This window comes from Bacillus sp. J33 (assembly GCF_000518885.1).
Classification (GTDB): Bacteria; Bacillota; Bacilli; order Bacillales; family Cytobacillaceae; genus Cytobacillus.
Window position 1 is genome coordinate 1 of the sequence record NZ_JAEL01000109.1, and the last position, 18,816, is coordinate 18,816.

At 39.4% G+C, this 18,816-nt stretch carries 20 protein-coding genes and 1 riboswitch; of the genes, 13 read left to right on the top strand and 7 right to left on the bottom strand.

Features of this window, described 5'->3' with window-relative positions; all coding sequences use genetic code 11:
• A partial coding sequence (locus L634_RS0124055) for an IS3 family transposase (protein WP_026582051.1) occupies window positions 1–296 on the top strand: 296 nt, incomplete at its 5' end.
• Window positions 297–543: 247 nt separating this feature from the next.
• Here the strand turns inward: L634_RS0124055 and L634_RS0124060 are convergent.
• Entirely contained in the window at window positions 544–1,092 is a 549-nt protein-coding gene (locus L634_RS0124060; RefSeq protein ID WP_232233832.1) for a class D sortase, read from the bottom strand.
• Window positions 1,093–1,155: 63 nt separating this feature from the next.
• On the bottom strand, window positions 1,156–1,497 hold the full coding sequence (locus L634_RS0124065; RefSeq protein ID WP_026584648.1) for a helix-turn-helix domain-containing protein: 342 nt from the start codon (window positions 1,495–1,497) through the stop codon (window positions 1,156–1,158).
• Window positions 1,498–1,770: 273 nt separating this feature from the next.
• Here L634_RS0124065 and tapA point away from each other — a divergent pair, with 273 nt between their 5' ends.
• The 5 genes from tapA to L634_RS32980 all read left to right on the top strand — a co-directional run bounded on the left by tapA (window position 1,771) and on the right by L634_RS32980 (window position 5,803).
• Entirely contained in the window at window positions 1,771–2,622 is an 852-nt protein-coding gene (gene tapA, locus L634_RS32315; RefSeq protein WP_269521762.1) for an amyloid fiber anchoring/assembly protein TapA, read from the top strand.
• 1 nt (window position 2,623) lies between these two features.
• A complete protein-coding gene (gene sipW / locus L634_RS0124075) occupies window positions 2,624–3,202 on the top strand; it encodes a signal peptidase I SipW (protein ID WP_026584650.1) in 579 nt (192 codons plus the stop codon).
• A gap of 83 nt (window positions 3,203–3,285) precedes the next feature.
• Window positions 3,286–3,882, top strand: a complete 597-nt coding sequence (locus tag L634_RS0124080; RefSeq protein ID WP_026584651.1) for a CalY family protein — start codon at window positions 3,286–3,288, stop codon at window positions 3,880–3,882.
• A 72-nt stretch (window positions 3,883–3,954) separates the two neighbouring features.
• Complete coding sequence (locus L634_RS0124085; RefSeq protein WP_026584652.1) at window positions 3,955–4,647, top strand: LPXTG cell wall anchor domain-containing protein; 693 nt, start codon at window positions 3,955–3,957, stop codon at window positions 4,645–4,647.
• Window positions 4,648–5,537: 890 nt separating this feature from the next.
• A riboswitch (cyclic di-GMP riboswitch) is annotated at window positions 5,538–5,626 on the top strand.
• 30 nt (window positions 5,627–5,656) lie between these two features.
• Window positions 5,657–5,803 carry an anti-repressor SinI family protein gene (locus L634_RS32980; protein ID WP_084028979.1) on the top strand — a complete coding sequence of 49 codons (147 nt, stop codon included), beginning with the start codon at window positions 5,657–5,659 and terminating at the stop codon, window positions 5,801–5,803.
• 102 nt (window positions 5,804–5,905) lie between these two features.
• Here L634_RS32980 and L634_RS0124100 read toward each other — a convergent pair whose 3' ends face one another.
• Complete coding sequence (locus tag L634_RS0124100; protein WP_026584654.1) at window positions 5,906–6,229, bottom strand: helix-turn-helix domain-containing protein; 324 nt, start codon at window positions 6,227–6,229, stop codon at window positions 5,906–5,908.
• Between the two features lie 186 nt (window positions 6,230–6,415).
• On the bottom strand, window positions 6,416–7,474 hold the full coding sequence (gene mnmH, locus L634_RS0124105; protein WP_026584655.1) for a tRNA 2-selenouridine(34) synthase MnmH: 1,059 nt from the start codon (window positions 7,472–7,474) through the stop codon (window positions 6,416–6,418).
• 337 nt (window positions 7,475–7,811) lie between these two features.
• Here mnmH and treR point away from each other — a divergent pair, with 337 nt between their 5' ends.
• Both treR and L634_RS0124115 read left to right on the top strand, forming a co-directional pair.
• Window positions 7,812–8,537 carry a trehalose operon repressor gene (treR, locus tag L634_RS0124110; RefSeq protein ID WP_026584656.1) on the top strand — a complete coding sequence of 242 codons (726 nt, stop codon included), beginning with the start codon at window positions 7,812–7,814 and terminating at the stop codon, window positions 8,535–8,537.
• Between the two features lie 319 nt (window positions 8,538–8,856).
• Window positions 8,857–9,369, top strand: a complete 513-nt coding sequence (locus L634_RS0124115) for a type 1 glutamine amidotransferase domain-containing protein (RefSeq protein ID WP_026584657.1) — start codon at window positions 8,857–8,859, stop codon at window positions 9,367–9,369.
• Window positions 9,370–9,703: 334 nt separating this feature from the next.
• Here L634_RS0124115 and L634_RS0124125 read toward each other — a convergent pair whose 3' ends face one another.
• Window positions 9,704–9,931: a DUF1128 domain-containing protein gene (locus L634_RS0124125; protein ID WP_026584658.1), complete on the bottom strand. Its 228-nt coding sequence runs from the start codon at window positions 9,929–9,931 to the stop codon at window positions 9,704–9,706.
• Window positions 9,932–10,267: 336 nt separating this feature from the next.
• Here L634_RS0124125 and L634_RS0124130 point away from each other — a divergent pair, with 336 nt between their 5' ends.
• Window positions 10,268–10,648: a YtxH domain-containing protein gene (locus tag L634_RS0124130; protein ID WP_026584659.1), complete on the top strand. Its 381-nt coding sequence runs from the start codon at window positions 10,268–10,270 to the stop codon at window positions 10,646–10,648.
• Window positions 10,649–10,667: 19 nt separating this feature from the next.
• Window positions 10,668–11,492, top strand: coding sequence for a YihY/virulence factor BrkB family protein (locus L634_RS0124135; protein ID WP_026584660.1), 825 nt, complete (start codon window positions 10,668–10,670; stop codon window positions 11,490–11,492).
• A gap of 230 nt (window positions 11,493–11,722) precedes the next feature.
• Here the strand turns inward: L634_RS0124135 and L634_RS0124145 are convergent, their stop codons facing one another.
• Complete coding sequence (locus L634_RS0124145; RefSeq protein ID WP_026584661.1) at window positions 11,723–13,645, bottom strand: heavy metal translocating P-type ATPase; 1,923 nt, start codon at window positions 13,643–13,645, stop codon at window positions 11,723–11,725.
• Between the two features lie 417 nt (window positions 13,646–14,062).
• Window positions 14,063–15,241, bottom strand: a complete 1,179-nt coding sequence (locus tag L634_RS0124150; protein WP_026584662.1) for an MFS transporter — start codon at window positions 15,239–15,241, stop codon at window positions 14,063–14,065.
• Between the two features lie 191 nt (window positions 15,242–15,432).
• Here L634_RS0124150 and L634_RS0124155 point away from each other — a divergent pair, with 191 nt between their 5' ends.
• The 3 genes from L634_RS0124155 to cax all read left to right on the top strand — a co-directional run bounded on the left by L634_RS0124155 (window position 15,433) and on the right by cax (window position 18,458).
• On the top strand, window positions 15,433–15,816 hold the full coding sequence (locus L634_RS0124155) for an OsmC family protein (protein ID WP_026584663.1): 384 nt from the start codon (window positions 15,433–15,435) through the stop codon (window positions 15,814–15,816).
• 203 nt (window positions 15,817–16,019) lie between these two features.
• Window positions 16,020–17,162 carry an acyl-CoA dehydrogenase family protein gene (locus tag L634_RS0124160; protein WP_026584664.1) on the top strand — a complete coding sequence of 381 codons (1,143 nt, stop codon included), beginning with the start codon at window positions 16,020–16,022 and terminating at the stop codon, window positions 17,160–17,162.
• 234 nt (window positions 17,163–17,396) lie between these two features.
• Window positions 17,397–18,458: a calcium/proton exchanger gene (gene cax, locus L634_RS0124165; protein ID WP_026584665.1), complete on the top strand. Its 1,062-nt coding sequence runs from the start codon at window positions 17,397–17,399 to the stop codon at window positions 18,456–18,458.
• Window positions 18,459–18,816 lie beyond the last annotated feature (358 nt).

Here is an 18,816-nt window from a genome sequence, read left to right on the forward strand (position 1 = left end):
GAATCCTCCTGCATAGCGACCAAGGGTTTCAATATACATCCCGTCAATACAACAACCTAATTAAAAAATATCAAATGAAAGCGAGCATGTCTAGAAAGGGCAACTGCTGGGACAATGCTTGTATGGAAAACTTCTTTAGTCATTTTAAGACTGAATGTTTTTATCTATATTCATTCAAAACAGCTCAAGAGGTTAAAGACGCCTTAAAAAAATATATGAGATTCTATAATCATGGACGTTTTCAAAAGAAATTAAAGAACCTGAGCCCTTATCAATTCAGGACTCAGGCTGCATAATTGTGCTTTTTTATTACTGTCTACTTTACAGGGGTCACTTCAAATTAGCTTGGCTCTTTTAAATGGATAGAAGGATAACCGTGACAATGATCCCTGAATAAATTAGGAATCTCAAGAAATGAATCAACATAACTCATTCCTTTTAAATATTCTTATAATAGAGAATATGTACAGGTTTATGGCAGCGGAAAGGGTGTTTGTCCATAGAAATAAAAAAAGGCGCTTTCTTAATGTGTGAAAGGGCCAGTTATTGTTCTATTCTTTTAGCATTTAAAATATAGCGGTAAGGCGCATTGCCCACATAAGAGAAGGGATAGCAGGTAGAAACGGTGAGAATTTCATGGGGAGATGTAGATCGGATAACGGTGGTATCATCAGCATCAACAATCTCTGAATCTGTTATTTCATATGTATACTCTCCGTAAGGCATACTGACTTGAAAAAGATCCCCACTCTCCAGTTCGCCAAGACTGCGGAAAACGGTATCCCTATGTCCTGATAATAAAATTTGATCCGGCTGCCCAGGAAAAACAGTTGTTGAGAAATGGCCTACACCCTTTTCCAGTTCATCTTCATCTGTTCCCTCTATAATAGGAAGTTCCGCTTCCAAGCGGGGAATTTTTAAAATGCCAATGGCTTCACCTTTTTTGAAGGAAACATCAATAGAGGGTTTAGTTTCTCGAACACTTTTGCTTTCTTTGTTCATTTTAGATTTAATTCGCTCTTGTGCTTCAGCTAAAGAGTTTTTTGTCTTCTTCTCCTGAGCATTCATTTCCTGAAACGAAAACAGTATCAATCCACCTCCAACTAAGATAAGGAAGGAGGCTGCTATAAGTAAAAAACCGCCTCGCGCATTCAATTAATCTATCCCTCCATTCATTTTCTTGAATTTAATAAACTCCAGGTAGTAGGCAAAATCCTCTTTCGTAACTCCCTGCCTAATTGCTTCCTTGACCAGTGAAACCCACTCCTCATCCAAGCTTGGTAGGCCGGTAATCACTTCTTTATTCTCTTCCAGTAAATCATCAAGGTTAGCATCCAGCGTCTTAGCTATCCGTGATAATACCTGCAATGACGGATTCTCCTGTATGCCTCTCTCAATGTAGCTTAAATACGATTTGGATACCTCAGCTTTCTCAGAAAGCTCATTAATCGAATATCCCTTCTTGATCCTCAGCTTTTTAATCCGGCTACCTATCATAGGCATAATGCTCCTTATCATATAATGTGTAGATATTTTCATTATAACGAACAAAACGTTCGATAAAAAATACAAAATAGTGAGAAAACTCGAGGTATTCTTAGAAAAAGAACGAAAAACGTTCTTTAAAAAGAAAATCCGGCTGAATTTGGAATTTTTCAAAATAAGTAGGATGGACTATACTCAATTTATCAGTTCGATAAAAAGAACGAAATTTACGAAACTAAAGAACATCAACTCGTTAAGGAGGGGGTTCTTATACGATACAAACGGATAAGAAAATTTGGAAAGAGCAATAAACTGCTATTGCTTGCCGTTAAGTTTCTAGCTGCGTGGTATTTGTTGATCGGGATGTCAGCAACTCTAACAGGACAGACAAATGCTTATTTCAGTGATAGGGACACAGTTACGGGGACAATCCAAGCAGGCACCTGGGAGACAGAAGAGCCAGGATGCTCTAAAGGTGGGAATCATGGAGAGTGGGATTGCAGTTCATTAAAATTTGTTGGACAAAAAATCGAAGGAAAAATAATATATGCAACTATTCAAAACACAGGTTCTGATATGGAAACAAACGGAAAATATGAAATTTACTACAGTGAGGAAGGCAGTCCAAAAGAAGGAACATCTGTTGGGGGAGTCTTAACATTTCCTCCTATTAAAGAAGGAGAAAAAATAGAACTATCTTTTAGTCCTCAACAAAGTGGTTCGTACATGTTTAAAGCTTATCAGCATAAAGATCATCCAGGCAAAGGAGAACTTTGGAGCAAAGAAATAAAGGTAGATTTAAAACCTGATAAAGCAGCCGAGGTAAAAGAAGAAAAAACGGAACAGCAGGCTGAAACAACGGATGAGGCAACCAATGAGCAACAAGTAGACAACAAGACAGAAGAAAATAGCAAAGAAGCAGTTGAAAAAACAGATGAAAAGCCTGAAGAGAAGTCAGAGCAAAAGCCAGAAGAAAAATCGAAAGTAGAACTGCCTATAGTTGAAGATAAGCCAATAGAAGAACAGCCTAAAGTCGAAGAAACACAAAAAGAAGGGCAAAAACAGGAAGAAATAACTGTGAAGGCATCAGAAGCTCCAGCAGCTTCTGAGGATAGTAATAATGGGGCAGGTGATTAGGTTGAAAAAAACAATAAAAGTACTAAGCAACATAATAACAGCAGTTTTGTTTATTAACTTAATCTTAATGGCATTTCTAGTGGTCTCCTCCAAAGCATCTGGGGGAGAGCCGCAGGCCTTTGGATATCAGCTTAAAAAAGTATTATCCGGTTCAATGGAACCTGCATTTCAAACTGGTTCTGTGATAGCAGTGAAACCTATTGATTCAAAAGAAAGGACCACACTTAGAAAAGGCGACGTAATCACATTCCAGGCGAGTGAAGATAAATTAATTACTCACCGTATCATCGGGGTAACAACAAGTGGAGATCATGTCATGTATGAAACAAAAGGGGATAACAACAAAACTGCAGACATGGAACCTGTCCTATCTGAAAATGTAAGAGCTATCTACACTGGTTTCACCATTCCCTATGTAGGATATTTCATAGATTTTGCACAATCAAAAGAGGGAAGTGCCATCCTGTTAATTGGCCCTGGCCTATTGCTCTTAGGGTATGCGGCGTTCAGTATCTTCCAGGCAATAAGAGAAATTGAGCCAAAAAGCAAAAACAGAGATTCAGAAGAGAAAACTGCTTAACTTTGGTTGCACTCCTTGTAGGAATACAAGGGTCAATATAAAAATTATACATACCCAAAAGGGGTAAGAGGAGGAAATTTATTATGAGTCTTAAGAAAAAATTAGGTATGGGAATTGCATCTGCAGCACTTGGTATTTCATTAATTGGTGGGGGAACATTTGCGTACTTTAGTGACAGTGTAGATACAAATGCAGCGTTTGCAGCTGGTACTTTAGATCTTAATGCTGCTCCTACTACAATTATTGATGTTGAAAACATTAAACCAGGTGATACAATGCTTCGTGGATTCCAATTGTTAAATGATGGTTCTCTTGATATTGCAGCCATTAATCTAGATACAGAGTATAGCGTTACAGATGCTAATGGTGATAATGCAGGAGCAGATCTAGGAGATCATATCCGAGTAAACTTCTTAATCAATGCTGATAAATTAGATGCGCCTATCTTCTCCACAACTCTTTCTCAATTAAAAACAATGTCACCTGATGTAATTGAAGGTAACATCTTTGGTGCGTGGTTTGCTGAGAGAGGCGGAAATCTAGCTGCAGGAACTAGTGATACTTTATATGTTCAATATGAGTTTGTTGATAATGGAAACGACCAAAATGTGTTCCAGGGTGATTCGCTTTCACTTAAATGGACTTTCAATGCTGAACAAGGTGCTGGCGTAGCAAAATAAATACCATTTTACAAACAAAAGGTGGGGAATTTTTCCCGCCTTTTGTTAAATCTATCGTTGTGAGGGAATGCCATGAAAATGAATAGTTTGCTGGCAAAACCTAAAAAAATATTAATTTTATCTACTTTTGTAATCTTAATTATTTTTGGAAATGGTAACGCTATAGCAGAAGAAAAGGAAATTGATATAAACACCAACTCAAATGGATACCTTTTTAAAGTGGGGAGTTTAAAACCAGGTGACTGGATGCCAAGAGATATTACTATATTAAATGAAGGAATCCAGGATTTTCAGTACACCGCTATAATAGGAAATAAAAAGTCTGTTAAAGGATTATTTGAAGAGCTTGACCTGCTTGTGAAAAAGGATTCAGAAGTATTATTCGATGGGAAATTTAAGGATTTTGTAGGATTTACACCTAGAAAATTAACTAAAGGCAGTTCCGAACAGCTATATTTCCAAGTAACCGTGCCTTATGAATTGGGAAACCATTTTCAAGGTTCTTTTGCAGAAGTTGAAATAGTGTTCCTGGCTGAAGGCACGGATAAGAGTAAACCAAATGATGAAAGTGAAAACCCGAGTTCTGGCGGAAACTCAAATAGTTCATCACCACCTCCTGATGAAACCGTTACACCTCAGTTAGTTAATAAACTCCCTAATACTGCAACAAACAATTTTAACCTACTGCTTATCGGTGGTATTTTGTTAACCTTTGGATCTATTATTCTTTTATTTAACTATAAAAAGTTTCGCCGAGAATATTAAATTAAGGCCTGAAAAGTTATAAGACTTTAAGGCCTTGATTATTTGCAAGGCTACGGAATGTATTGAAAAAATTAATTAAAATTCTTTTATAAAGGGTGATCCAATGGATCAACCTCTGAAATATCTTGCCTTATTAAATCATTTTGATGAAATATCACCTTTTTGTCTACACTTTGCTTTATTAAAGAGGGAAACCGGATAATGGACTATTTATACTTACATCCTTTACTTTTTTAGACCACACTATCAGTATTTTTGTTTGTGCTTTCAAAATTAGAGTTAATTCCTTCCTATTCCAAAAGTGCTTTGTCTAAATGTGCTTGTGTATTGCATTCATTTGGGGTTTTAGATATATAAAGAAGTCAAATTTGATAATGCATTAAATATGTAAGGTAACAATAAATTATTTCCATAAATATATAATTAAATTAGGTGGTGGCCCATGTACCAAAAAAACTGCAATAAATGCCGTAAAAATTCATACAGCAGCAGTGAGTTCGGAGAGTGGCTTTGCCCGGTTTGCGGGAATGACTTAACAAATGAAACATTTTTAGATGCAATGACATTACAACCGATCCATATCACGTATAAGAAAAGGGAAACCCCGGATACCTATTCCATTAAAATAAAAAAAACCAGCAATAATTATAGGAAAAGAGTTGGACTTTCATACTACTCAAAAAAGAGTTCGACTATAAGCCGCAATTTCCTCTGAATAATTTAGTAAGCTTAAAGAATAAGTAAAGTAATATGCTTTTTTGACATTAATCTTGTCGAAAAATTAATTAATTTAATTTTCGAATAACTAATAATTATTACAAAAAATGACAAGGTTAGCAATATCACCATAGTAGAATACATATATGGAAAATATTTCTTGAGCAAATAGACACAGAAAAAGGCAAACTCATTTAAAGGTGAGGACGCAAAGTCACAGGTCTAAGGTATTGGGAGATACTAAGATGGCTGGATTGTCTGGAATACGAACCGTATCCTGGGGGGAAGAGTTTTGGCAGAACAGAGTGTAAAGGTTGAGGGAATTGATATGGAATGGCTGCAGTTAATAATGGAAGCAAAAAACTTAGGCCTAGAGAAAGAAGATATTAGAGAGTTTCTACATAATAATGGAGCAAGAGAGGTTCTGATAAAATTTTAATTCTGTGATGTGAAGTATTTCTTTTTAGAGAATTCTCTAAATAGAAATGCTTTTTATTTTGCTTGAAAAAAATAAGCCTGGGTATTCAGGCTTATACACCAACTATTGTTTCTGTCCGCTTTTCCACTTATTAAAATCCAAAAACTCCCGGAACTGCTCTTTAGAAACCCCGGATTCCATTGCTTCCTTCACAATTTTCATCCACTCACTATCTAGCTCGTCCTTATTGATTTGCTCGTGTATAAGATGGTCAATTGGAACATTCAATACACCCGCAATTTTTTCAAGGAATTGGATAGATGGGTTGGTCTGAAGATTACGTTCTAAAGAGCTTAAATAAGATTTAGCCACACCGGCTTGTTCGGCAAGCTCGGATAAAGACATCTTCTTTTCTTGGCGAAGTTTTTTAACACGATCACCGATCATCGTATCTCACACACCTTATTATTGTATGTAATATCAATATATCAAAATTAAAAGACTAGTTCCATATTAAGAACGTTTTGTTCAATATTATTATCATCATATCACAGTGTTAACCAATTTAAATAGTTAGTTATTACAATTTTAAAAATCAAACTTTTGTCCCTGACAATTTAAAAATGCTCCGCGTCACACGACCGGAGCATTTTGTTTTTCAATAATTTCAATCACTTGATCAGCAGCTGCTTCAACATCATCAGCATTTACATGATGGAATTCGCCTTCATAGTCATGCTGCTTGAATGCATAGCGGGGATCGTAATAATGTTCCAATAAAAGCCTGATGAACAATTCATAGTTTTCTTTCTCAGCAGCTTCATCAAGCTGGTCGCGAATATCAGAATCTTTTAGCCGTTTTCTGATAAATAAAAGACTCTCAATTACTTGCGGTTTAAACCATTCTTCTTTTTGATAAGGTATAACATAATCACGAAGGATGCGGCTAACACGGGATTCGATACTTGCAGACATATCAATGTGGATCCCTTTTCTTTTTGTATCCAGCAGTTTATCTGGCTGGACGACCTTGCCGATTCGCTTGCTTTCGGCTTCCATAATAATATACGGTGATCCTTTTACTTCATAAAGAGCTTCATATAGTAAAGCATCAAAAGTTTTCTGTGTGCTTCCCTCGCCCATTCCGAAGGAGCCAAAGATTGAACCGCGGTGTCCCGCCAATTCTTCAAGGTCTATAACTGGATAGCCTTTTTCGCCTAATACCTTCAGCACATCTGTTTTACCAACTCCAGTCATGCCATGCAGAACGACTGCTTTATCTGGAATTAAAGCGTCTGTATTTTCAAGAATATATTGGCGGTATGCCCGGTAGCCTCCGATTAAACGCGGAATCGAAACGCCGGCATATGTGATAAAAGTGGTTACAGCTTTGCTGCGCATTCCGCCGCGCCAGCAGTAGATAACAGGCTGATAGCCTTCTTCTTTCAGATCCCGAATCCTTTTGAGCATGGAAGGGATTTTGGGTGAAACCATCTCCATCGCTCTCCATTTAGCGGCATCTGAACCTTCTTTCTTATATAAAGTCCCAATTTCCACACGTTCTTCATTAGTAAAAAGCGGAACATTTACAGCCCCTGGGATGCTGCACTCCTCAAATTCAATTGGAGACCTAACATCAACCGGAACGGCTTTATCCATTTGACTATATTGTTCGACTGTTATTTCTCTCATTGAAATGCCTCCAAATTTAATGCTATAGATTGTTCTTAAAGGAACAACAATTTATTGCATATAACTCTATTCTATCTATTATACAGGAATTTGAACATATAGGTGTATCTCTTAATCATACTCCTTTTTTCTCCGGTTTGTCCTATAAAAATTTTCCAAACACTGTAATATCAGCATATCCAATAGTATTGGTTTTTAAAAAGGAGGATAAATTGAGGGAAATGGTGGTGCGAAGTATGTCCTTGGCTGGTATTTTATTTAGCAATCCAGCAAGTAAAATGAAAGCCCGCTCTTTTAATGGTAGAATGGGGTAAACAAGACTAAATGGTGATCTATAATGAGAAATAAATACTTAGTGATATATGAGGAACTTGCCCAGCAGATCCAGGAGGGCAAGTATCCCGCCAGATCCATTCTGCCATCAGAGAATGAATTGGCTGAGATGTATTCGACTTCAAGGGAAACCATACGAAAAGCCTTGAATTTGCTTGCGCAAAATGGTTTTATCCAAAAAATCCGCGGCAAGGGTTCAATGGTGCTGGATTTAAAAAAACTGCAATTTCCGATTTCAGGCTTGGTCAGTTTTAAGGAGCTGGCCGGGAAAATGGGGCAGCGGGCAGAAACCATTGTGAACAAGTTTTCATTAATCCAGCCTGATCCTGAAACGATGAAGCACCTGCAAATTGAAAAAAATGAAAAGGTATGGAAAGTCTATCGTATCAGGAAAATTGAAGATGAACGAATCATATTGGATAAAGATTATTTAATTGAAAAGCATGTTCCGGGCTTGACCGGGGAAGTATGTCAAAGCTCTATTTTTGCCTATATAGAAGGGGAGTTAGGCAAGAAAATCAGCTTTGCGAAAAAGGAATTCACAGTCGAGGAACCGACTGCTGAGGATCGAAAGCTTCTTGATATGGAGGGTTTTCATGCGATTGTCGTTGTGAAGAATTATATTTATTTTGATGATGCTACCCTATTTCAATACACAGAATCCAGGCATAGGCCGGACAAATTCAGGTTTGTGGATTTTGCCAGAAGAATGGACAGCCAGGTGTTTTAAAATTAGCTGTAAAAAGCTAATTGGCGATTTAGCACTGTGCTGATTGGATAGAAAGGCGCGAGATCCTCGAAAATGCATTCGCAATTTCTTTTGACGAGCTGTTTATTCAAGGTTGCTGATTCAACGTCCTGCGGGAAAAACGTACCCTTGGGAGACCCCGCAGGCTTGAAACGCGGAAGAGGCTCCCGGAAGCCCGCGGTTCGCTGAGTACTGAAGCGGAAATCAGCACTCGAAGTATAAATGATGCAAACGAATGTTTAAGCATGTCCCATAAGGGAAATCTCCATATGTGAAGATTTTACGAAGGAGATGATTACTTGTGAGTAAAAAAATCGCATGCCTAATTACAAATATGTTCGAAGACGTTGAATACACAGAACCAGTGAAGTCATTTAAGGAAGCCGGGCATGAAGTCTTAACCATCGAGAAGGAAAAAGGAAAGTCAGTAAAAGGCAAACAGGGTGAAGCCGCTGTCCAAATCGATGAAAGCATCGATAACGTACATCCACAGGAATTTGATGCTTTATTCCTCCCAGGCGGCTTTTCTCCGGATCAGCTTCGTGCTGATGACCGTTTCGTACAATTTGCCAAATCGTTTATGGATGAAAAGAAACCGGTGTTTGCTATTTGCCACGGTCCGCAGCTGCTTCTAACAGCGAAGACGCTTGAAGGCCGTGATGCTACCGGATACAAATCCATTAAAGTGGATATGGAATATGCTGGAGCAAACTACCAGGATACAGAAGTAGTTGTCTGCCAGAACCAGCTCGTTACAAGCCGCCAGCCGGACGATATTCCAGCCTTTACCCGTGAAGCGCTTAAATTATTATAATGGATGTACCGAAAATTCCTCTGCCTCAAATAGAATAGGCAGAGGAATTCTTGATGGAAATTGACTGATTCGAATAGGATTATTCATACTCAAGAGGAAAAGTGAATCCAAGGTGCCCAACAGGTACATCCTGCTCAAAGGACTTCCGGCGCCTTTGGAAAGTGTGCTCCTATAAGACTGTGTTTTGCTGGCATAAGTAACGTTTACCGGCCGATTTTTCCAAAATACCGGCCAAACAGCAGGATTTACCGGCCAAACAATTGCGCAGCAAGCTGAATCACAGAAATTGTAACAGAGACTGTCAAAAAAGCAGCCAAAATTTGGCTGCTTTCCATTATTTTTTTCTAAGGTTTCCGAGTTCTTCCACTAATGCCTGCATTTCATTTGGGCTGAAGGAGTCTTTTTTCATAACAAGATCATAGATGTCTTTTAATTCTTCATACATTTCCTCATCGAAATGGGATGGCTTAATAGCCCCCAGGTTTAAAACCTTTAATTTTTCTTTAATTCCTTCGATCATGAACTCAACATTTTCAATCGATTTTTCCGTTAAATTATTCATGCCAGACATCCTCTCATATTTATGTATTTGCAGAAGCAACGATTAGGCCCGCGGGTCCCGTTTTCTAATTGTCCAGCTCCAGGCGCCATCAGCTAAAGGGTATAAGCCGATAAACGGGCGCCTTCCACTTTTCTTTTCATCTTTCCATGTTCTCATAAAAATGTCAACTGAATTTAGGGTTGCATGTACAATGGAAATTAGTAGAAAATAAAGGAGAGGATAATAATGCATACGCAACTAATTTGTTTACAGGATTAAAAGGTTTTGTCTTTTAAAAAAATGGGAAAAATTGAAACAAATTTTCATATAATAATTTTGCTAAAGGAGAAATAAAATATGGGGAAATCATTGTTTTGGAAAGGTGTATTATATGGAGCAATTGCTGGAGGAGCATTGAGTTTGCTTGACAAAACAACAAGGGAAACGGTAACTGCGAACGTTAAAAAAACATCAAGTGATGTAGGATATTATTTAAAGAATCCAAAAGAAGCAGTTACTCAAGTGCAGGAAGTATCAAATAAAGTTCGGACAGCCATTGAACAAGTAAGCGAGGATGTCGCTTTTATTACAGGTACTGTTGAGGAGCTAAAAGAGATGGCTCCAGAAGTGACAGAAATAGTCCAAAATACAAAACAGGCATTTGCTGAAATCAAACCGAAGGGATCGAGCGGAATGCCACAGGAATCAGCAGAAGAAACGGATCGGGTTCCGCATTAAATTTAAGTGAGGTGTTGGAATGGGACGAGCTTTTTCGACTCTGATTCCAAACTTATGGAGGAGAGTGGGGGAAGATGATGTGCTGGGCCTTGCCGCCCAATTGGCGTATTTCTTCCTTCTCTCGCTTTTTCCCTTATTAATTTTTCTAGTTACATTGCTTCCGTATTTGCCGATAACAGCTGAAGACATATTAAATGTAATTCGTGATTTTGCCCCTGGCGAGACGATGAAGCTGATTGAAACACATGTTTACGAAATTACGGAAAAGAATGGAAAACTTTTATCCTTCGGGATTATCGCAACCATTTGGTCTGCTTCCAATGGCATTAATGCTGTGGTAAGAGCCCTTAATAAGGCATATGACGTAAAAGAAAGCAGGCCGTTTCTGATAGCGAGAGGAATGGCCATCTTGTTTACTTTTGCTATGATATTTGTGTTTGTATTGGCTTTGCTTCTTCCTGTATTCGGAAAGCAAATCGGGCTGTTTTTATTTTCGTATTTTGGGCTGTCCGGAGAATTCCTGGCAGTATGGAATATGCTGAGATGGCTTGTCAGTCCGCTTATCCTGTTTATAGTATTTACAGGGCTGTACTGGATTGCCCCCAATAAAAAACTGACATGCATTAGCGCTGTTCCGGGTGCACTTTTTGCCACCGTTGGCTGGGTGCTGTCTTCGCTTGCTTTTTCCTACTATGTCAGCAGCTTTGGGAATTTTTCCGCTACGTATGGAAGCATCGGGGCTATCATTGTCCTGATGATCTGGTTTTACATATCAGGAGTAATCATCATTCTTGGCGGGGAAATCAATGCCATTAATACGAAGTACACAAAAGAAGATTGCTGATAAAATTCCTGCAGTTTCCTTCTTAAAATCGAGTCTATCGTTACACAATATAGATGGGGGAATTCATCTTTTAAGGAGGGCTTCTAATGACAAAACATACGAAAAAAGATGGCGGCACAAAGCAAAAGGGCAAAAATAAACCAAAACAAAAAACATCCGGTTCTGCAAACGGACAAAACGGTTACCATTAAATTGAACAAAAAGCCTGGGATTTGTATCCCAGGCTTTTCTTATGATCTAAGCAATCTTAAGCTGTTTAATATAACTAGGATGGTTGATCCTTCATGTCCAATTACGCCATAAGGCAAGTCAAGTATTTGCAGGAAGTTGGATGAGATTAGGAACATAATTACCGTAATGGAAAAGACAACATTTTGTTTAATAATCCGATTCATTCTTCTGGATAAGTCGATGGCTTCCGCAATTTTAGGGAGATCATTTTTCATTAGAACCACATCAGCTGTTTCCAGGGCAACATCTGTCCCTTCACCCATGGCAATCCCGACATTGGCAGTTGCCAGTGCGGGAGCATCGTTAATCCCGTCCCCTACCATGGCTACATTCGCATATTTTTCCTTCAGCTTTTTGAGGTGCTCAACCTTATTTTCCGGCAGGCATTCCGCAATATATTCATTTACATGGCTTTCGCTGGCAATGGCTGTAGCGGTGGTCTGGCTGTCCCCTGTCAACATGATCGTATATATGTCCTGCTTTTTTAACTGGTCAATCGCTTGCTTTGTTTCCTCACGGACAACATCTTTTAAAGCGATCAGGCCAGCTACTTCATCATTTTTTTGAACGTATACAATGGTTTTCCCTTCACTAGCCAACTTGTCTGCTGCACCGTCAGCAAATTCCATGGCTTCTTGATTCCCGACAAAAGCTGCTTTCCCAATTTTCCATTCATCTTGGCCAACAATGGCTTTTACGCCAAAACCCGTTACATCTTCAATGCTTTCAGGGTGAATCAGCGGTTTGGAGAGAATAGCTTTGGCATGTTTGACAATGGCATTAGCGAGCGGATGATTGGAATGGCTCTCAATAGATGCAACCTTAAGAATTAAATCTTCCTTAGAGAGGCCATCTTTAGCAACAACATCGGTAACTTCAGGCTTTCCTTTTGTCAAAGTACCGGTTTTATCAAAAGCAATTGCTTTTAGGTGGCTTAAGTTTTCAAGGTGTACACCGCCTTTAAAAAGGATGCCGTGCCGTGCCCCATTAGAAATTGCCGATAAAGTTGCCGGCATGATGGAAGCCACAAGGGCACATGGTGAAGCAACTACCAGAAGGATCATCGCCCTGTAAAAAGTCTCTGTCCAGCTCCATCCTAACAGGAAGTGGGGAAGAAACATCATTAAGAATACAACGGCTAAGACAATTTTGACATATGTTCCTTCAAATTTTTCAATGAATAGCTGAGAAGGAGATTTCTCACTTTGTGCGGATTGAACAAGCTCGATAATTTTTTGAAAAAGTGTTTCATTATTCGGTTTAGTGATTTCAACTGTAATGGAGCCGTTTAAATTTACTGTTCCGGCGAAAACCTGCTCATCAGCACCCTTTGAAACAGGGATCGATTCCCCTGTAATGGCAGCTTCGTCCAGGGAAGAATGGCCTTTTACAATTATTCCATCCGACGGGACCCTTTCACCAGGCTTTACTAAAATCAGATCTCCGATTGCCAATTCTGACACATGGACCCGTTCTTCTGTTCCATCTGCAATCCTCAATGCCTGCTCAGGCTGCATTTCCATTAGAGAGGATATTTCCTTATGGCTCTTATTCATAGTATAAGTTTCTAATGCGCCACTTACCGCGAAGATAAAAATCAAGATGGCGCCTTCTGTCCAATAGCCTATAATAGCTGATCCAATGGCGGCAAAGATCATTAGCATCTCAACATTCAGTTCTTTATTTTCAATGGTTTCTTCAATGCCTTCCTTTGCCTTTGCAAAACCGCCAATGATAAATGCAAGCAAATAAGTAACAATGGATGCTGTGTTCAAATCGCTCCGATCCAGCAGCCAGCCTGCCAGGATCAATACCCCGCTGAAGAGGGCTGCAATTAGTTCGGCATGGGGTTTAATTTTTTCTAATAAATGATCATTATGTGCAGTATTGCTTTTAAGTATTACTTTTGCTTCCGTACTCATGGTTTCTCCTCCTAGAATCAGTTATGTTTATGTGATCCGGCTCTCTGATTAATGAGTTGCGTTGATTCTCAGTTATCTTATTGAGAAGAATAATCACATTCATTACCCCCAAAAAACGACGAAAGCTGCCACCATGGAGGTGACAGCATGAAAAACCGGTCTTATTTGATAATCAAATAACCATTATGCAAATATTGTATTCTATTATTTTTATCTTACTATATAACCTATGACTTGAAAAGGTAAACAGTCACTAAGATTATGAAATTAATCGTAACTTTTCTTTAGAGGGTTGGGGCTTATTTTAGGTCGTTTTCCATCGGGCCAGGAAAGCTATTTACAAAGCCGCTATAGCGTATTATTAATGTGAAAAGCTGCCGAATTCAAAGAAAAAGAGGATCCTGATGAGAGATCCCCTTAAAATGACTGGCTTTTTTCAAAAACCGTCTGTTTATCGCCAAAAAAGGTAACGGCAAGGAAAATAATCAAAAGCATTACACTGATGATATTAAAAAAGCTGATGGATTTAAAGAATTGAATGAACAGGCCGCCAAAGTAAGGGCCAATAAGGCTCCCTACACTGAAAGCAACTCCGCACAGCAAATTCCCTGTTGGCAGAAGGTTTTTGGGCATTAAGTCTGCCATATAGGTGATGCCGAGTGAAAAAGTCGAGCCAACGACCATGCCTGCGATAAATAGGCAAACCGTTAATGCGATTACCGATTCTTCCAGCAAGCTTGCAGCAATAAAACTGATAAACCCTATAAATAGGACTCCCATTAAAATGTTTCTTCTTCCATACTTATCACTCATGATCCCAAGTGGAAGCTGGAACACAATTCCGCCGATTGCGAATGAGGTAAGCAAAAGCGACACACTAGAAACTTCCAGCCCAATCCTCAGGCCGTAAATAGGAAAACTTCCATTCAAGGACGCTTCGAGAAATCCATAGCCCAAGGCTGGCAAAAAGGCAACCCAGCCATATTTGGCGGCCGTTGAAAAACGCTTCATTGTTTCCTTAAATGAATTGATTTCGATAGATTGTTCCGGATAGTCGTTCTTCAGAGTGAATAAAAATAGCCAGGCAATCAGGCATAGAATGGAAGAAATGATAAATGGCAATGTTTCATTAATTTTAACAAGAGGTGCCATTAATGGGCCGACAGCAAACCCAACTCCAAAAAATAATCCATAAAGTGAGATATTGCGGCCGCGTTTATTCTCTGGCGAAAAGGACGTAATCCATGTTTGTGTCCCAAAATGCAGGGCATGATCGCCAATTCCAATCAGAAGCCGCAAGAAGAACCAAAACCAAAAAGATTTCCAGACAGGGAAAAGGATGAGGGAAAGGACTACAAGAAGTCCGCCAAGGATAATAACCGGCTTATATCCGTATTTCCTCAATGGGTATTCCATAAAAGGAGAGATAAGGAGTATCCCAATATATAACCCCGTAGCATTCAAGCCATTCAAGCTGGAGGAAATGCCGTCACTTTCAAAAATAATGGCAATTAACGGGAGAAGCATTCCCTGACTGAAGCCTGAAATGGCAACAATGCTAATAAGTATCCAAAATCGCATTGTTTCTTTATTCATATTAAAACCTCGTTTTCTGCATGTGACTTAAAAATGTCTCCTAAATGATGGTATCGGGAATAAGGAATCTTGGCAAGAGAAATATAATGGAGAATCAGGCAGTAAATTGGATTGAAATGGCAAATTAGTTTTGTTTAAAGGGGAAATAGTGTAATCTCTATATATCTATAAAGTAAAAAGGGGCGAATACGATGGATTTTAAAATGAAGGAAGAAATGGGCTTTTATACTGAGCTGCCGTTCGGCCGCCTGGATGTAGCAGGAGATGAGGAATATGGGTTCAGGCCATTTCAGCTGCTTGTCGCTTCCCTGGCAGTGTGCAGCGGCGGGGTTCTTAGAAAAATTATGAAAAAGATGCGCATGGATTTTGAGGATATCCAAATTAAAACAAGTGTAGAACGAAATCCAGATGCAGCTGACCGGGTCGAAAAGGTACATATACACTTTCTCATTAAAGGGAACGATTTAAACGAAGAAAAGCTTCATAAAGCACTTGAATTGACCAGAAAGAATTGTTCAATGGTGCGCTCAGTGGAAGGCAGCATTGATATTGCAGAGACCTTTGAGCTAATATAAATTTCAACAAGGAAGAGCGATCTCTTCCTTGTTTTTATAAAGTAATCTCTTCAGGATCCTCCTTTCGGTCCTTCCATCTTAATCTGCGCTGCCTGCCTGTTTTATGACAAATAGGGCGTCTTGCTAGAACCATTTTATAAAGATTTAGTATAATAAATCCGACAAAAACAATAAGGATTAATAATGAATGGGGTGCTCAGCAAATGAAGTTCCAGGAAGTGAAAACGATAGAAGAGCGGCTAGAATTAATGGAAGAGCTTTCCCGAAAATTTCTATCAAGAGCAGCAAGAAATGATGAAGAGGGCCGTTTCCCTTTTGAAAATATCGAGGATTTAAAAAAAACCGGATATACCTCCTTAACCATTCCGAAACGATACGAAGGTGAAGAAATTTCTTTGTATGAATTTCTCCGCCTGCAGGAAAAGATGGCGGAAGGGGATGGCTCTACCGCTTTATCCATTGGCTGGCATATGGGAATCATAAAAAGTCTTGGCGAAAAATGCAGCTGGAAAGAATCAATCTTTAGGTCTCTTTGTGAAAAAGTAAAGAGCGGCGCATTAATGAATAACTGTGCAACGGAGCCGCAAACGGGCAGTCCGACCCGTGGAGGAAAACCTGTTACAACCGCAGTAAGAAAGGGCAAAGAATGGGTCATCAATGGACGGAAAACCTTTACAACTATGGCTCCTGTTCTTGATTATTTTAACGTGAGCGCTGCGATTGCAGACAGTGATGAAACAGGGAATTTTTTGATTCCCCGGTCTGCAGAAGGAGTGGACATCGAAGAAACCTGGGATAGCATTGCCATGAGAGGAACGGGGAGCCATGACTTGATTCTAAAAAATGTAAGGGTGGAGGATGATGCACTTGTGGAGCTTTTTCAGCCTGGAAAAAAAGGTGCTGCAGGCTGGCTTCTTCATATCCCTGCATGCTATTTAGGCATTGCCCAGGCAGCTCAGACGTATGCGGTTGAATTTGCAAAAGATTATTCACCTAACAGCATTAAAGGTTCTATCATCGATTTGCCAAACGTCCAGCAAAAAATAGGCGAGATGGAACTGGAACTGATGAGAGCACGCCATTTTCTCTATTCGGTTGCAAAACAGTGGGATGCAGCAGATGAGGATGAACGAAGCGGCATGCACCCGGAATTAGGGGCAGCTAAGCTTTCAGTTACAAATACGGCACTTACGGTTGTAGATTTGGCAATGAGAGTAGTCGGTGCACGAAGCCTTTCTGAAAAAAATCCCCTCCAGCGCTACTATCGGGATGTCCGTGCTGGACTCCATAATCCGCCAATGGATGATATGACGATTCAAATGCTCGCTAAAAATGCAATTAAATAACTTTTAAAAGCTGCTGTATGATAACGGCAGCTTTTTGTTTGCCTGGATTGCAGAAAAACAGCCCGTCAATTTAAAATGTATAGGTTTAATTTATTTGAAAAAGGTTAATGAAGAAGAACAGTTTCTACATATTTTATAGATTTTGTGATGCAGCCTATTTTTGCCTGCATATAATCACATAGGCAAAAATCGTAAGGCAATTGTAAAAATACAAGATGAAAAGGAGACGGATATATGACAAATAAAATTTTTATGGTGCTGGCATTCGCTGGTGTACCGCTGTCAGTCATTGGTACACTAATGCATTGGTCCAATATACTGCTGTTTATTATTTATTGCATCACCATTATTGCGCTGGCCAGCTATATGGGAAGGGCCACTGAAAGTCTTGCGATTGTGGCAGGCCCGCGGATTGGGGGCTTGCTTAATGCCACCTTCGGGAATGCTGTTGAGCTTATAATCTCGATTTTTGCCTTAAAGGCTGGCCTGGTAGGCGTTGTGCTTGCGTCTTTAACAGGTTCTGTGCTGGGAAACCTTCTCTTGGTTGCGGGTTTATCCTTTTTTGTAGGAGGGGTAAAATTTAAAACCCAGTCTTTCAATGTATACGATGCAAGGCATAATTCGGGGCTTCTCATGTTCGGGGTCATCGTAGCCTTTGTTATTCCGGAAGTGTTTGCCATGACGATGAACGAAGCAAAAACGATCACCTTCAGTATTGGCATATCTATTATTTTAATCGCCTTATACTTGGCAGCTTTATTCTTCAAGCTGGTCACCCATCGGGGCGTATATCATCATAATGAGGAAAAAGGCGGCCATCACGAGGAAGAAGAACCGGAATGGAGCAAGGGAAGAGCAATTGCTGTTCTTGCCATTTCCACCATTGCCGTTGCCTATGTATCGGAAAATCTGGTTCATACGTTTGAAGAAGTAGGAGAAGCGTTCGGGTGGACAGAGCTATTTATTGGTGTCGTGATTGTAGCAATAGTGGGCAATGCAGCCGAACATGCATCTGCGATCATTATGGCTTATAAAAATAAAATGGATATTGCAGTCGAAATTGCGATTGGCTCCACTCTGCAAATTGCCATGTTTGTAGCGCCGGTTTTAGTGTTAATTTCTTTAATTTTTCCGACGGCGATGCCGCTGGTCTTTACATTGCCGGAGCTAATTTCAATGGTAACAGCAGTGCTGCTGATGATTGTCATTTCAAATGACGGGGAAACGAATTGGTTTGAAGGAGCAACTCTTCTGGCCGCTTATGTGATTATGGGTATTGGTTTCTATTTACTCTAATTAGGTTATGTGAAGTTAAAAAAGTCACTGAAATAAACAAACCGACTCTGAATTAATCTCAGAGCCGGTTTTTATTTTTGGCATTTAAGTTATCATGAACGAAACTAGCTCCTTACTCGTAACACCGTAGGTTAATTTGGTTACACTGTTTACTGGAAAAGCAAACCAAATCAGAGCTACATTACGGAAGGAGCTAGTTATTATGAAGGATACCATAAAATATGTAGGTTTAGACGTTTCAAAAGAAAAAATTGCCGTTGCCATTGCAGATGAGGGTCGAGATGAGCCAAGGTATTGGGGAATGATTCCTAACACTCCGGAATCCATTAGAAAATTAGTAAAAAAGCTTGGAGAAAAA